The sequence below is a fragment of the Rhizobium aouanii genome, assembly GCF_037002925.1.
In the GTDB taxonomy this organism is placed as follows: Bacteria; Pseudomonadota; Alphaproteobacteria; order Rhizobiales; family Rhizobiaceae; genus Rhizobium; species Rhizobium aouanii.
Genome location: NZ_JBAMYD010000025.1, coordinates 14,010 through 28,070 on the forward strand (window position 1 = coordinate 14,010; position 14,061 = coordinate 28,070).

The window sequence follows — 14,061 nt, forward strand, 5'->3', positions numbered from 1 at the left end:
CTGCCATCAGCCGTCGGTCGAGACGGTGACGGACTTCCACTCGCATTTTACGGTGTCGCCGTCGATGGCAGTCAACGATGCGCAGATAATCAAGCCTGCAATTACTGCGACATTTCCTTCTCGCGCTCCGCGGCCTCCAGCTTCCGCCTGAGTGCCTGTTCCTGTTCGTATGACTTATGCGGGAAATGCTCAAAGCACCACCAGCGCGTTGGCACGGCCGGAGATGGGCTGTGGCCCCAGCCTCCCCATTCCTTGCAGCGCGTGCCGTCAGCATGCCGGTGCTCGCAATAATGCTCAACGATCACATTGGCGCCCGGCGCAGTCGAATGGCCTTCGATGCTCATGGATGCTCCGTCCTGCGTTTCCCGCTCCTGATGCTCTCATAGATCATCTCCAGCCGCCTTGAGGCGACATAGGCACTGTCCTCGTATCCAGCCGACGGCCAATCCAATCGATGGCTGCCGTCTGTCGCCACAATCCAGAACCAGCGATTGTCGATCCCTCCGCCTGCCTGTGGCCGAAATATCCTTCCGATCTGGGTATCGCCGTCAAAAGCGACGTAGTCGTCACCGGGTTTCTCCTTCCAGGCGTGCCGCCATTTGTATTTGATTTCTCGGCCGCTGACATGTTCCCACGATTTCCAGGTGATTTGTTCTGGCATGCGTCGTCCTGTCCTCTCGCGAGGTATCTCTTTGACCGCATGGTTGATGGATGGCTCCCGCCCGAGCCGGTGAATTCAGATCAGCGTCGGCTCCGGATCGGGGTCGATCGGATCGATAATGTCAGCCGTGTCATTCTTGGGCGAACCCACTTTGCGGCCGATCGGCCACATGGTCATCAGCTCGGCCGGGAATGGCTTCATCAGGTCGTTTGGATCGGGTTCCGGCGATAGCCAGCGTTCATAATCCTCACGATGCAGGATGACCGGCATCCGATCATGGATCTGCGCCATCATCTCATTCGGCTCGCAGGTGATAATTGCGAAGCTCCGGATCTCTATGTCATTGTCGCGCCGCGTCTCCCAGATGCCGGCGAGCGCAAAGGGCGAGCCGTCGGCCATGGCGATCGCATAGGGCTGCTTGTTCTTGCCCGTGCCGAAGATATCCTTCCACTCGAAGAAGCCGTTGATCGGCACCAGGCAACGGCGCGATCTGTAGGCCGAGCGGAACAGGCCGTTGGTACTGATGCCCTCGCAGCGCGCATTGATCGGTGGCGGCCGCCCACCCGGCTTCATCCATGCCGGCATTAGACCCCAGCGCGCCGAGGCGAAGATCGGCCCCATGATGTCAGGCTCGCGGACCATATCGCGAATAATGATGGGATAATCCAGCGTCGGCGCGCCGTTGTAGAGTGGGAATCGGTTTCCGAGCGCATCGATCGCGCCTCGCTCTGCGAAGGCGAAATTGCGCACCAGTTCCTCAAGCGAGGTCTTGATATAGACGCGGCCGCACATCCAGAACTCCATCCCCACATATTAGGTGTTCTGATTATGTTCTGGTGGTTCGAGGCGAGTCAAGGCTGGTCGCTACAACCGATGCCGCCATCATTTTCACCAAAGTCAAAGTGAAGCCTGTCACCGTCTCGACGACCGGTGACGGCAAAAAATCTGTTTCCGGTTGACAGCCTTCCTACTGGAAGGTAGATGACGACTATGAGCAATCTTTTGACGACGTCCGACGAGATCCTGGCCTCCGCCCGAACCCTGATCATGAACGGAGGCTATAACGGCTTCAGCTATGCCGATATTGCTGCCGTCGTCGGGATCCGCAAGGCCAGCATCCATCATCACTTTCCCAGCAAGACCGATCTGGTGCGCACGCTTGTCATGCGATATCGCGAAGATGCCGAGGCGGGTATCGCGGGCCTGGAGCAGCAGGTGCGGGATCCGCTGGCGCTCCTCCAAACCTATGCGGGCCACTGGGCCCAGTGCATCGAGGATGCAAGCAGGCCTTTTTGCGTCTGCGCCCTGCTGGCGAGCGAACTGCCGGCGTTGCCGCCGGAGGTCGCAGCCGAGGTCAAGGCTTTCTTCCGCTTTGCTTCGGCATGGCTGACCTCGGTGATGGAACGCGGCGCTAAAGACGGCAGTTTGAAACTGTCGAGCGAACCGCGCGTCGAGGCTGAAGCCTTCATGGCCTCCGTCCATGGCGCCATGCTCTCGGCCCGGGCTTACGGGACCCCGGAGGTCTTCGCCACCATTCTGGCCCCCACCTTGCAGCGGCTCACTCCGACCGCCGCTCGATAAAGTTCCGGGCGGAATATAGCCCGGAGCGATAACCACGTTCAGCGAAACTACCAACTAGTAGGAAGAACGACATGATCAAGACCATCCTCCCCGCCCTCGTGTTGGGGCTCAGCGCCATCGCGACGGCGGCACTTCCAGTGGCGCCTGTCCAGGCCGAAGACCAGAAGCCCGAGCAGATTCATGTCAGGGGCAGCATCGTCACCTATAGCGGCTCTGTTCTCACGGTGAAGACCCGCGAAGGAGAGACCGTCGATGTGACGCTTGCCGACGGCTGGCAACTGGCGAGCGTCGCAAATGCCGCGGTTACCGACATCAAGCCTGGCGACTTCGTCGGCATCGCATCGCTGCCCAGCGCAGGCGGCGGCGATGGCGCGCTTGAAGTGCTGATCTTCCCGCCGGCGATGAAAGGTGCCGGTGAAGGCAGCTACGGTTGGGACCTCAAGCCCAACAGCAGCATGACCAACGCGACCGTGGCCGATGCCGTCAAAGGCGTCGACGGCCGCACCGTCACCGTCTCCTATCACGGCAAGGAAAAGAAGATCGCCATTCCGGACGGCACGCCCGTCGTGACCATAGCTCCGGCCACAAATGACGATCTCGTTCCCGGCGCCGTCGTCTTCATCCCCGCCGAAAAGGCTGCCTCGGGGCCCCTCGCCCATCAGGTGCTTGTCGGGAAAAATGGCGTGGTCCCGCCCATGTGACCACGTCGTCGCCGGTCGGCCGGGCCGCCCCCCGGTTCGACCGGCGATTTACCAGGGAATGTCGCCTGACCGCAGCCGATGGACTCGAACGACGGAGAACGTCGTCGCGGCAGCAGGCCGGCGGTGCTGAAAACCAGTCTCGATGACGGACGACACCGCTCATGACGGTGAGCCGCCCCTATCAGACCAACACAATCACATTCAGGAAAGAAATCATGATGACCACCGATCAAACCACCATCGCGTCTGGCGACAGGGAAGAGTGGCTGACGCGCTATTACTTCACCCGCGCAGCCTTTTCCGCCATCTGGGTCGCCGCCGCCTTGACGGCCGGGCTCCAGTCGCTTGCCGTCGCGGCGGGTTTGCTGATCCTCTACCCGGCCTGGGATGCCGCCGCCAACCTCATCGATGCAGCTCGGAACGGCGGCCTGCCAAACAACCGCAGCCAGGCGATCAACGTCGCCGTCAGCGCGGTGACGACAGCGGCCGTGGTCGTCGCCCTGACGATGAGCATGAACTGGGTCCTCGGCGTCTTCGGCTTCTGGGCGATCTTTTCCGGCCTGCTGCAGCTTGGAACCGCTGTCCGGCGATGGAAGACCGATGGCGGCCAGTGGGCGATGATCCTCAGCGGCGGCCAATCCGCGGTGGCAGGCGCCTTCTTCATCGCCCAGGCGCAAATGCCGGAAGCACCGTCCATCGCCAACATCGCCGGCTATGCCGGCCTCGGCGCCTTCTATTTCCTGGTCTCGGCCGTCTGGCGACGCGTCACGCAGATGCGGCGGAAGCGGGCCTGAGCCGAGCGGGAGAGCGAGATCTCCAAGGCCGTGGCGGGCGGCGTCGGCCCCCGCCAGGACCACTTGTCGCCTGTCATTTCACGAATGGTGGGTGAGGCGCGTCGTGCGTCGATTGCGATGTGAAGCCATCGATCAGTCGGGACCAACGTTATAAACTGGGAATTTGTAATAGCTGCAGGCATTCATCGAAAAGAACGCCACACCATCAGTTATTTCTTGGCGATAAAGCTCCCATTCGAAGGTGTCGTCGCCACCGAGCCCGACAATCAACGCCATCATGGTCAGCTCGCTTAACGGCCCTGGAGGAAGCGGGGCTCCGTACACGATTGCCTCCTTTCCGGGGTATTTGCCTTTGATAACTTTCTTGATCGCCAGATCCACCCGTATCATGCGCGTCGGTACGCCTTCCGCCAGGAAGAAACCGGATTCGCCGATCGACAGCGATTTCACCTGCGCCTCCACCACGATCTTCGCTTTCGCCAGCAGCTCATTCTGAGGAGGGCATTTCGGCGTTCCGGCTGCTGGCCTTAGACCAATAGCCAATAAAGCAAGAATTGCTGTGAAGCACAGTTGCACATGCGGGTTCAGGATCACTCTCGGCATCGGTGTCTTTCCTTATGCATAGGCATGTCTATTTCGCGTTGATTGCGTGAGGCTGAAACGGACCAGCCCCTCATCTGCCTGCCGGCACCTTCTCCCCGTAAACGGGGCGAAGGGACATGCCGCACCGGCTTCCCCCAACCTCGACGTTGCGTTTGCCACGTCCCCTCGCCCCGTTTTTACGGGGAGAGGGTTAGGGTGAGGGGCAGCCATTGGCGCCAACCGGACAGCAGTTGCCTTGAGCCTGGATCCATGCCCCCTGATGATCGAGATGCGGTCTCCAAAAGCGAGTTCCATACCTGCGCAGTCGCCGATCTCGTTTTGCCGAGACGTGCAGAGGCGGTGTGGCCGCTAACACCGCCTTGTGTAAGTTTTCAAAAAGCAGTTAGCTGCCATCGTTGGCTATGCTTCGTGTGCTGAGACGTGTCCGCATTTCGAGGGAAATCTCGTGCACTGGTCCAAACCCCTAAGACTGCATCTCGGCGTCCTGGTCGTCGCATCGCTGCTTTGCACGTCGACGCCGATCATCTGGCTGGCGTTTAGGCAAGGAAGCGATGCTGCCGTCAGTGCGGGCGTGCAGCAGATGCGCGAGATGAGCCTGCGGCTGATCGAGGGCTACCGCAATACGCTGCAGGGCGGCACCGAGGCGGTGGCACTGGCATCGACCCTGCCGCAGCTCACCTCCCCGCCGCCCCAGGATATCACGGCGAAACAGCAATTCTTTCTGGAGGTTCTCAGAAACGTCCCCAACGCGACAAGCGTCTACACCGGCTATCCTGACGGCTCGTATCTGCAGCTCATCAACACGCAAAGGCAGGATGTCCGCCGGATCCTCGCAGCACCCGATGGCACGGCTTTCGCGATCCGCACGATAGCACGCAGACAGGGCCCGGACGTCATATCGACGTTTCGCTTCCTCGACCGCCAGGCAAGCCCGATCGCCGAGCGTGACGTCGACTATGCATCATTCGATCCGCGGCAACGCCCCTGGTACCAATTCGTCATCCAGCACAGCGAGGAAGTATCCGTCGGACCGTATGTTGCGGGAACGCTGCAGCTTCCAACGCTGACGATCGCAGCACCGATGAGAGACGACGATCAGGTTGTCGTCGGCATCAACATCCACCTGATGACTGTCAGCCGGCTGCTGGACGCGCAGGAGATTTCGCCGCGGGCGCGCGCCTACATCATCGATGACGCCGATGATCTGATCGCCCATTCCGACCCGGCAATCATGAACAGGCTTCTCGACGTATGGTCGAAAAATGCCGATGGCGCCGTTGCCGTCGATACGACGAAAGACAGTTACGACACGAGCCTCGAAACGGTGGCGAGGCTCAGGCGGGATCCGGCCTTTGCAAGCGGCGGCGTGGTGCGGATCGATCTCGATGGCGAACGCCAGATCCTGCAGATCGCCCCCGTCGGTGTGTCCGGTCTGTTCAAGGGAAGCGTCGCCGCAATCGTCGTGCCCCTGGAAGATCTGGTGGCGGAGGCCAATCGGCTGCTGATGCACAATCTCCTGATTGCGGCCGCCTTCCTGATCGCGGGTGTCGCCGCCTCGGTGATGCTGTCCCGCATGGTCAGCCGCTCCCTTTATCGGCTGGCCGATGAGGCGCGCAGGATCGGCGATCTCGATGTCGGCGAGAAAGGTGCCTCCCATTCCTTCATATCGGAGATCAACACGCTGGCGAGCGCGCTGGCGGCAAGCCGCCATGCCATCAGCCAGTTTGCCCTCTATGTTCCGCGTGAAGTCGTCAGACGGATCATCGATCCCAAGGGCAGAACCGCCGTCAAGGCGCAGCGGCAGGATGTGACCGTGCTCTTCACCGACATCAGAGACTTCACCACCATATCCGAGCAGCATTCGCCAGAGGATGTGGTCGATACGCTGTCAGCCTATTTCGAACTGTTGAACACCATTGCCGAACGCAATGGCGGCACTGTCGTGCAATATCTCGGCGATTCCATTTTCGTCATGTGGAACGCCCCTGTTCCAGATGTCAGACATGCCGAAAACGGCTGCCGATGCGCGCTTGCCATGAGAGCGGCGATCGACGAGTTGAATGAAGCCAACCGCCAGAATGGCCGTCCCGCGCTCATCACCCGATTTGGATTGCACACCGGCCCGGCGGTCGTCGGCAGCTTCGGCGCGATTTCCAGGCAGCAGTACACGGCCATGGGCGATACGATCAATGTCGCCTCGCGGCTGGAAGGATTGAACAAGGAATTCAATACGTCGATCCTGGTCAGCGCCGCCATCCACGATGCTGTCGCCGATTGCTTCACACTTCGCCCGCTGGGCCTCGTGCAGGTCAAGGGGCGAGCCGAGAAGGTCGATTTATGGGAGTTGGTTGGGGAAAGCCCGAGGGCACAGGAATGAAGGAGGAGAAGTGGACGCCTGCCAGTCCGCGCAGGTCGGCGGCGGCATCAGGTTGCGGTCGTCGAGCAGTTGGGGCCAACGACAGCTTTGCACCAGAAGCGGACATCGGGTTCAACGAACATGGTTCTCATTTTCAGGCTATAAGCCGTTCACCTCTGCCAAGAAATCTTTGTATGAAGACCATAGTGGCTCGTAGGTGTGCGAAATATTGATGGGGTAGGTAGCGCTCGTTGCCAGCCTTTGGTTAAGCTGAGCGATCCAGCTATCGAAATCCTTGACATACCAGTGCCACTCTTTGCGGTTGTTTCCGGTAACCACGAGAACTTGGCGGCCGATCTCGTTCACGTCTAAAGGCATGAGAGCATCTTCCAATGCGATTTGCGCACTGTTGGCATCCGCATCTGGCATTCCATTCAAATCAGATTCATAGCGCCAAAGAATAATCACCCGGTTCGGTAGATCGGCCTCATGCACCCCAGCGGGCACAGCCTTCAGGCTCCGAAAAATTAGCGCCTTCCCATCTTCTTGACCGGTAGCCGTGAAGTAGGTGTCTTCGGCGTTCGCAGTCATTGGCACGACCCACGCGATGATTGCGGCAAAAAACTTCGTGAGGCGACTCATGCGCAATTCCCGAGACGAACAAGGCGAGCTGTTTGTTTTATTTGGGAGCAAAAATTTAGCAAGAATATATGTCCGATATGGGCCGACTGCGGACAAACGCACTCGGCAGCTTCACACCAATTCCCTGTTTCGTCCCTGTCTGAGGCATGGCCGATTCAGTTGGGCTGTCACACGCTCGCGCCGAGCGTGATGAGAAGTTCATCCAACTGCTCGAACTGCTCGGGCAGCGCGTCTTCCATGCCGACGAAAGACTGGTCTAGCGCTTCCTTCGAGGGATAGAGTTCCTGCAGGACCAGCCGCGTCCTGCCGTCCTCTTCCTCGAAGGTCACCGTGGTGACGGCGCCCTCCTCCCCGCCTTCGTCATTGGTCCAGACGAGGCGCGAAGGCGGCGACACTTCGAGATACTTGCCGAAGAAGGCCATGGCGTCCGAGGCATCGTGTCCGAACGTGATGCGATAGCTGCCCCCGGTGCGAACATCCATCTCGCAGGAAAGAAGGGGTACGCCCATCGACTTCGGCGCCCACCACAGCTTGAACAATTCGTGACTTGGTCCACGCGTCGAACACGAGGCGAACCGGGCCGTTGAAGGTACGCGTCACCACGAGTTCAAGCTCGGATCTCCGTTCGACCACCGTGCGGCCGTTACTCGCTCTGTCCCCCATCGACTTTCTCCTTCCGTTTTAGTGCCTCGATGACGTCATCAAGCGCGTCGAAGCGTGCGTTCCAGATCTGGCGGCGCGCCTCGATCCAGGCCGCCTCTTCCTCGAGCCCGCGTGAGCCCAGCCTGCAGGTCCGCACACGCCCGACCTTCTCCGTCGTCACCAGCCCCGCCTGCTCCAGGACGCCGATGTGCTTCTTCATGCCCGTGAGGGTCATGTGGAACGTCCCAGCAAGCTCCGTGATCGAAGCATCGGCACTGCCGAGCTGCTCCAGAACGCCGCGTCGCGTCGCGTCCGAGAGAGCGGCAAAGGAGGCATCAAGGCGAGCTGTCGAAAACTGAACCATATAGTTCAGTGTTTAGCACGCAGATCGGCGTCACGCAAGGGGACCGAGATCGGCTTCAAGCTAGTGGCTAGCGTTGGGAAGTGAGGTGGATGGTGCCGCTCGGTGACGTTTCCGCCTTGACGGTGCAGCCGGCCCCCAAGCCGCGCAGCGCTTTCCCGAACCTGCCGGGGAGACGAGGGAGCAAGCACGAGAGGCGACATCTTGGTCATCGCCTCGCCAAGTGCTGTCGTCTTCGGCTCTGCCATGCGTGAGAGCAACTCCATAGTATAAACCGGACCATTTACTGATTACACAAAGTACAATAGGGTGACAATCAGAGGGGTACGTCATGACGAACGGAACGGATATTCTTGATGCCGTCGTCGTCGGCGCGGGCTGGGCGGGGCTGGGTGTCAGTCATGCGCTGACGCAACGCGGCCTGCGTCATAGAGTGTTGGAGCGAGGTCGCATCGGCGAGACCTGGCGGACCCAGCGCTGGGACTCCTTTCGGATAAACACACCCAACATCCAGACCATCATGCCCGGGGATACCTATGTCGGCTCCGATCCCGACGGTGCAATGACAAGCGGCGAGTTTGTCGCGCTGTTGGAGGACTATGCCGGCCGGCATGGTCTCCCGGTGGAAACCGGTACGCCGGTGACCGACCTTGTTGCGAGCGATGGCCTGTACCGGCTGAACATCCCGGGCGGCCCCCTTTGGGCGAGGAATGTGGTGATTGCGAGCAGCACTCAGAATTGCCCGGTGCGCCCGCCTTTCTCTGCTTTGTTGCCACCCGAAGTCCAACAGATTGATGCATCAGCCTACCGCCATGCATCCGGTCTCGACAGCGGAGCCGTATTGGTGGTCGGCAGCGCCCAGTCGGGCGGCCAGATCGCCGAGGATCTGGTCCAGGCGGGGCGAACTGTGTTTCTGGCAACGGGCCGGGTCGGCCGGCTGCCCCGAATGTACCGAGGTCGTCACATCAGTGTCTGGCTGGTTCTGAGCGGACGGATGGATGTAACGCGCCGAGAAATCCTTCAACAGGGGCCGATCCCTGGAAGACCGCTGCAAGGGGCGCTCCATACGATCAGCCTGCAGTCCCTCAGTGCGCAAGGCGTTGTCCTGCTGGGCCGGCTCACGGGCGTTAACGACGGCTGCCTCTCGTTCAGCGACGATGCAGGAGAGCATGTTCGCCATGCAGACGAGGGCTCCGCTATGGTTCGCAGCCTGATTGACGAGTATATCGCCCGCAACGGGATCGATGCCCCAAGCGCTGAGGCGGACCCGGCGGAGGTTATTGGTGCGCTTCTGCCGAATCCACCAATCCGATCAATTGATCTTGCCGCGCGGGGCATCACGACGGTGATCTGGTGCACTGGGTTCAGAGGGGATTTCGGGTGGGTGCGTGTTCCTGATGTGCTCGATGCACAAGGCCAGCCATTGCACGAGAACGGGTTCGCGAGCGTCCCTGGCGTCTATTTTGCCGGCCTGCCTTTCGCGATCTCGCGACGCTCGGGCACAATATTGGCAATCGAGGAGGAGGCAGCCCTGTTGGCCGACGATATCCGGCGTCGTTTGGACGCCTGACGGCACTCGCCGGGACCGTCCGTCGCCCCGGCCCTTGAGCCTGCCGTTCAGGCCCGCGGCAGCGCGTAGGGCGAGGCCCTCGCCCGTGCCGCGTTCTGGGTGAGGAAGGAAACGGCGAGCGCGACCAGCCCCACCACGGCGGGCGGTGCGCCGGCATAGTCGGCGGCGGCAAGATGGGCCGACAGCGCCAGCAGCAGGTGGAAGAACATGCCGGAATAGGCAAGGTCGCTGAGCGGAACATTCACCCGCGACAGGATGGCCGCGACGCCGAGCAGCTTCACGGTGATGAGGAGCGGCACCAGATAGGCCGGATAGCCCAGCGCGCCCAAAAGCTGACGAACGGTGTCGCCCTGGGTGATGTAAAAGGTCGCCGAGGCGAGGTAGAGCAGAGAGATCAGGCCGGTGCTGATCCAATAGGCGTATTTGCGCATAAGCATTCTCCCCTCAGACCGGTGTCGCCGCGAGGACATCGCGGAACGATCGGGGTTTGCGCCCGGAAAGGCGCTCGATGTCACCGGTGACCACATCGAAATAGCCGGCGGCGAAGGTCTTTTTGATATCGACCATGGCGGCGACCACGACATCGGGAAGGCCGGCGAGCGACATGGCGGCGCGAAGCTGTTCTTCCTCGATGACCGCAAAGCTGAAGGGGCGGCCGAGAACATCGGAGGCGATCGCGGCGCGCTGCTCACCGGTCAAGACCTCCGGCCCCGTCATATCGTAGATCGCGCCGGAATGGCCGTCGCTAACCAGCGCGCCGGCCAGCGCGGCCGCCATATCATCACGCGAGGCGTAGGCGACCCGTTCGGCGCCGAGGCCGACGAGAACGCCGCGCTCGCTCGACATCATGATCTCCTCCTGCATGGATTCGGCATAGTAGTTCATGCGCAGGATAGTCCAGCGCGAAGCGCTCCCGATCAGCGCCTGCTCCGCCGTCCAATAGGATTCGTAGAGAGCGGGAACGGCTGCCTCGCGCGTGCCGGCCGCCGACACCAGGAAGATCTGGCCGACGCCTGCCTTGAGCGCGGCGTCGATCGCCGCCTTCGTCTGCACGCCGCGGACGCCGGGCCGCAGGTCGGCGCTCGGAATGATCAGCAGCCGGTCGAGCCCCTGATAGGCCTGAACCAGACCTTCCGGCCTGTCGTAATCGCCCTCGCGCTTGTCAAAGCCGCCTTCGAGCTTTTCCGGCGACCTGGAAATGCCGACGATCCCATGTCCCTCGCCCCGCGCCAGAAGCTCTGAAACCACCGCCTTGCCGAGCTTTCCGCCGGCGCCGCTTACACCAATCTGCATGTCATATCCTCTCTACGAACAAAATGTACGTGACGATATGATCGATATCGGCTATCTCAGCAAGAATGCACATTTCGGTGCGCCACGAACAGATTTGTTCCTGCCGAGGATGAGAATGGACCTTATCGCTCAGAAAGAGCTCCCGGAGTCTGAGGGCGCCGACGATCACGAACTTTGCCGCGCCATGGGCCACATCCTCGACCGGATCGGCGACAAATGGACGATCATGGCGGTCGGCGCCCTGTCGGACGGCCCGATGCGCTTCAACGCCATGATGCGCAAGATCGGCGGCGTCTCGCACCGGATGCTGACGCTTACCCTGCGCGGCCTCGAGCGCGAGGGATTGCTGACTCGCACCGCCTATCCGACGATCCCGCCGAAGGTGGAGTACGAACTCACCGACCTCGGACGGTCATTGATCGCGCCGCTGACGCTGCTTGCGGACTGGGCCTTCGAGAACCGCCCGGCCATGGAACAGGCCCGGCTTGCCTACGACAAGGAACATGGCGGGCCGGCGAAGTAATTCGCCGCGTCACGTGTCGAAACTGTTTTCACTTTGCAGCCCATTTTGACCGACAGGCGTGAGCCAAGCACTATCATGTGGTTGCTGGCGCCATCCTCCGTCATCTCAGGCCTGAGCCTGGGATCCATGCCCGCTGCTGATTGAGGAGGCCAGAGTGGATCCTCGGGTCAAGCCCGAGGAGGACGGAGCGCGGGGTGGGTCTGCAGCAGGAACAGCGACGTATCCCGACATGATCGGTGCGCATCAACACTGGTTTTGTCCCGTGATTTCGCCCGTGAAATTACCTTTGACATTACGTTGCTCACAATATATCCATACGGCTATATAGCTAGATGGTGATATATGGACGACAAGCTCGATGCGATTTTCTCCGCACTCGCCGATCCCACGAGGCGGGCAATTCTTGGGCGGCTTGCGAACGGCAAGGCGACGGTGGCCGAACTCGCTGATCCCTTCGAGTTGTCTCAGCCTGCCATATCGAAGCATCTCAAGGTCCTGGAACAGGCCGGGTTGATCCGCTCCGGCCGTGAAGCGACTTCGCGTCCGCGCGTCCTCGAGCCGGCCGCGTTGAAGACGGTTGCTGATTGGATCGCCGATTACAGACGCTTCTGGGATCAAAGCTTTGATCGTCTCGATGACTATCTGTCCAAGGTACAAGGATACGAAAATGACTAATCCAGAGACCGACACCAACAATACCCGCGACCTGGTTCTTGTCCGAAGGTTTGATGCCCCATGCGATCTGGTTTTCAGAGCATGGACCGACCCAAAAGCGTTGGCGCAATGGTGCGGTCCTCACGGTTTCAAGGCGGTCGGCGATCGGCTTGAAGCCTGGCCCGGCGGTAGACACCGCGCCTGTCTGATCGCACCAGATGGAGAAGAGCATTGGGTCGGCGGACAATATCTGGAGGTCGAGCCGCCGCACAGGCTTGTCTTCACACATGCCTGGGAGCTCGCAACCGGCGAAAATAGCCCGGAAACAGTTGTCACCATCACATTCAGGGAAAGCGGCGGAGGCACGGAAATGACGTTTCGGCAGAGTGGATTTGATAGCGCATCGTCCCTTGAGGGCCATGAAGACGGCTGGGCGCAAAGTTTCGAGCGATTGAGCTTGTTTCTCGGGACTGAATCCGAAGGGCCGGATCATGCGTAAGGCGGCGATGAAGCTCTATTATTGCGAGACGCTCAATCCCCGGAAGGCCTGCGCCGCCGCTCGTTATCTGAAAGCCGACGTCGAGTTCGTCAGGGTTGACCTGGCAAACGGAGAACAGCGCACCGCAGAATTCCTGGCGCTGAACCCGAACGGGAAAGTCCCGGTGCTGCAGGATGATGCCGGAACTTTATGGAAAGCGAACGCCATCATGTGCAGGCTGTCTGACAGCGTCGCATCGGATTTCTGGCCGCATGACCACCGCCAGATCGACGTGCTGCGCTGGTTGAGTTGGGATGCCAATCACTTCACCTTGCACGGGGCAACGCTGTGGTTTGAAACCTTGATCAAGCCGTTGTTCGGCGGGGAGCCTGACGTCGCCGTGATCGAAAATGCGAAGACGAGTTTTCGGCTCCATGCTCGCGTGCTCGACGATCATCTGGCCAAGAACAACGCCGCCGTCGGGGAGACACTGACTGTGGCAGACTTCGCATTGGCCGCTGCACTTCCTTATGCAACCGCCGCCGGGATTCCACTCGCCGAGTTTCGGCATATCCAAGCGTGGTACGACCGGCTTGAAGAACTGGATGCGTGGCGAAACCCTTTCCCAGCCTAGGAGGGCACGGGCGGAGCATCCTTTTGCGGGGGGTGAAACGTTGGCAACGGCACGTGAATTTATCGAGATCGGCCAGCTGATATCACAGCAAAAACGCCGCGACAGGCAATGAGAAAAAGCGCTCCGCTTCAGGCGTGCGCCGGGCGCCAATGCGGATAGGTGACATAGGCGGTGAGCGCGCCCTCCTCATGCGAGCGGATCGTCACCGTTTCACCTTTGGGCATGTAGACGATTTCGCCCGGCCCGGCGGTGACCGTTCCCCCGTCCGTCGAGACCGACAGCCGCCCTTCCAGAACGATCATGACGTCGTCAACAACAATCGTCTCGGTCAGGCTCTGGCCGGGCGCGTAACGCCCATAGCCGATGGTGATCGGCCCTCCGTGCCGCTCGTCGACCAGATTGCCGACGGAGATGTCTGCCTCCTGTCCGGGGGAACGCTCGAGGATCGCATCGGTAATTGCGAATTTCTGCATCTTCATCGTCTTCCTCCATGCCGTGGGCAGAGCTAGGGCGGAGAATTGATGCGCCAAGACGGATGATAGAATTCTCGGGCACGCAATTGCGCTCC

At 60.7% G+C, this 14,061-nt stretch carries 18 protein-coding genes and 2 pseudogenes; 9 read left to right on the top strand and 11 right to left on the bottom strand.

The features are described 5' to 3' along the window. Window positions 1–101: 101 nt before the first annotated feature. The 3 genes from V8P77_RS31250 to V8P77_RS31260 form a co-directional block, all read right to left on the bottom strand. Window positions 102–344 carry a hypothetical protein gene (locus V8P77_RS31250; protein ID WP_335916107.1) on the bottom strand — a complete coding sequence of 81 codons (243 nt, stop codon included), beginning with the start codon at window positions 342–344 and terminating at the stop codon, window positions 102–104. Next, window positions 341–661 carry a hypothetical protein gene (locus V8P77_RS31255; RefSeq protein WP_335916108.1) on the bottom strand — a complete coding sequence of 107 codons (321 nt, stop codon included), beginning with the start codon at window positions 659–661 and terminating at the stop codon, window positions 341–343. The genes V8P77_RS31250 and V8P77_RS31255 overlap by 4 nt, the downstream gene beginning before the upstream one ends. Window positions 662–736: 75 nt before the next feature. Further along, complete coding sequence (locus V8P77_RS31260) at window positions 737–1,453, bottom strand: SOS response-associated peptidase (protein WP_168258114.1); 717 nt, start codon at window positions 1,451–1,453, stop codon at window positions 737–739. Between the two features lie 198 nt (window positions 1,454–1,651). On the opposite strand from V8P77_RS31260, the gene V8P77_RS31265 reads away from it, so the two are divergent. The 3 genes from V8P77_RS31265 (at window position 1,652) to V8P77_RS31275 (ending at window position 3,737) form a co-directional block, all read left to right on the top strand. Then, complete coding sequence (locus V8P77_RS31265) at window positions 1,652–2,242, top strand: TetR/AcrR family transcriptional regulator (protein WP_168255397.1); 591 nt, start codon at window positions 1,652–1,654, stop codon at window positions 2,240–2,242. Window positions 2,243–2,313: 71 nt separating this feature from the next. Then, window positions 2,314–2,943, top strand: coding sequence for a hypothetical protein (locus tag V8P77_RS31270; protein WP_168258113.1), 630 nt, complete (start codon window positions 2,314–2,316; stop codon window positions 2,941–2,943). Between the two features lie 215 nt (window positions 2,944–3,158). Then, complete coding sequence (locus V8P77_RS31275) at window positions 3,159–3,737, top strand: DUF308 domain-containing protein (protein WP_335916111.1); 579 nt, start codon at window positions 3,159–3,161, stop codon at window positions 3,735–3,737. A gap of 132 nt (window positions 3,738–3,869) precedes the next feature. Here the strand turns inward: V8P77_RS31275 and V8P77_RS31280 are convergent, their stop codons facing one another. Then, window positions 3,870–4,340, bottom strand: coding sequence for a hypothetical protein (locus V8P77_RS31280; RefSeq protein WP_170268341.1), 471 nt, complete (start codon window positions 4,338–4,340; stop codon window positions 3,870–3,872). Window positions 4,341–4,785: 445 nt separating this feature from the next. On the opposite strand from V8P77_RS31280, the gene V8P77_RS31285 reads away from it, so the two are divergent. Continuing rightward, a complete protein-coding gene (locus V8P77_RS31285) occupies window positions 4,786–6,717 on the top strand; it encodes an adenylate/guanylate cyclase domain-containing protein (RefSeq protein ID WP_335916113.1) in 1,932 nt (643 codons plus the stop codon). Window positions 6,718–6,855: 138 nt separating this feature from the next. On the opposite strand, the gene V8P77_RS31290 is transcribed toward V8P77_RS31285, so the two are convergent. The 4 genes and pseudogenes from V8P77_RS31290 to V8P77_RS31305 all read right to left on the bottom strand — a co-directional run. Beyond that, window positions 6,856–7,338, bottom strand: coding sequence for a DUF695 domain-containing protein (locus tag V8P77_RS31290; protein ID WP_335916114.1), 483 nt, complete (start codon window positions 7,336–7,338; stop codon window positions 6,856–6,858). 167 nt (window positions 7,339–7,505) lie between these two features. After that, a pseudogene (locus V8P77_RS31295) lies at window positions 7,506–8,001 on the bottom strand (SRPBCC family protein). Continuing rightward, window positions 7,982–8,344, bottom strand: coding sequence for an ArsR/SmtB family transcription factor (locus V8P77_RS31300; RefSeq protein WP_335916116.1), 363 nt, complete (start codon window positions 8,342–8,344; stop codon window positions 7,982–7,984). The pseudogene V8P77_RS31295 and the gene V8P77_RS31300 overlap by 20 nt, the downstream one beginning before the upstream one ends. Window positions 8,345–8,411: 67 nt before the next feature. Further along, window positions 8,412–8,492 (bottom strand): annotated as a pseudogene (locus V8P77_RS31305) (dihydrofolate reductase family protein); the annotation flags it as partial. 180 nt (window positions 8,493–8,672) lie between these two features. Between V8P77_RS31305 and V8P77_RS31310 the strand changes: the two are divergent. Next, window positions 8,673–9,911 carry a flavin-containing monooxygenase gene (locus tag V8P77_RS31310; protein WP_335916117.1) on the top strand — a complete coding sequence of 413 codons (1,239 nt, stop codon included), beginning with the start codon at window positions 8,673–8,675 and terminating at the stop codon, window positions 9,909–9,911. Between the two features lie 47 nt (window positions 9,912–9,958). Here V8P77_RS31310 and V8P77_RS31315 read toward each other — a convergent pair whose 3' ends face one another. Continuing rightward, window positions 9,959–10,342 (bottom strand): DoxX family protein, encoded by a 384-nt coding sequence (locus V8P77_RS31315; RefSeq protein ID WP_373694624.1) that lies wholly within the window; start codon window positions 10,340–10,342, stop codon window positions 9,959–9,961. A gap of 13 nt (window positions 10,343–10,355) precedes the next feature. After that, window positions 10,356–11,204 carry an SDR family oxidoreductase gene (locus V8P77_RS31320; protein ID WP_335916121.1) on the bottom strand — a complete coding sequence of 283 codons (849 nt, stop codon included), beginning with the start codon at window positions 11,202–11,204 and terminating at the stop codon, window positions 10,356–10,358. A gap of 115 nt (window positions 11,205–11,319) precedes the next feature. On the opposite strand from V8P77_RS31320, the gene V8P77_RS31325 reads away from it, so the two are divergent. The 4 genes from V8P77_RS31325 (at window position 11,320) to V8P77_RS31340 (ending at window position 13,493) form a co-directional block, all read left to right on the top strand. Then, window positions 11,320–11,727: a winged helix-turn-helix transcriptional regulator gene (locus V8P77_RS31325; protein ID WP_335916122.1), complete on the top strand. Its 408-nt coding sequence runs from the start codon at window positions 11,320–11,322 to the stop codon at window positions 11,725–11,727. Window positions 11,728–12,069: 342 nt separating this feature from the next. Beyond that, window positions 12,070–12,402: an ArsR/SmtB family transcription factor gene (locus V8P77_RS31330; protein ID WP_335916124.1), complete on the top strand. Its 333-nt coding sequence runs from the start codon at window positions 12,070–12,072 to the stop codon at window positions 12,400–12,402. Then, a complete protein-coding gene (locus V8P77_RS31335; protein ID WP_335916126.1) occupies window positions 12,395–12,880 on the top strand; it encodes an SRPBCC family protein in 486 nt (161 codons plus the stop codon). Before V8P77_RS31330 ends, V8P77_RS31335 begins: the two co-directional genes overlap by 8 nt. After that, window positions 12,873–13,493 carry a glutathione S-transferase family protein gene (locus V8P77_RS31340; RefSeq protein WP_335916128.1) on the top strand — a complete coding sequence of 207 codons (621 nt, stop codon included), beginning with the start codon at window positions 12,873–12,875 and terminating at the stop codon, window positions 13,491–13,493. Before V8P77_RS31335 ends, V8P77_RS31340 begins: the two co-directional genes overlap by 8 nt. Window positions 13,494–13,621: 128 nt before the next feature. Here V8P77_RS31340 and V8P77_RS31345 read toward each other — a convergent pair whose 3' ends face one another. Continuing rightward, window positions 13,622–13,972 carry a EutQ-related cupin domain-containing protein gene (locus tag V8P77_RS31345; protein ID WP_335916130.1) on the bottom strand — a complete coding sequence of 117 codons (351 nt, stop codon included), beginning with the start codon at window positions 13,970–13,972 and terminating at the stop codon, window positions 13,622–13,624. Window positions 13,973–14,061: the final 89 nt, after the last annotated feature.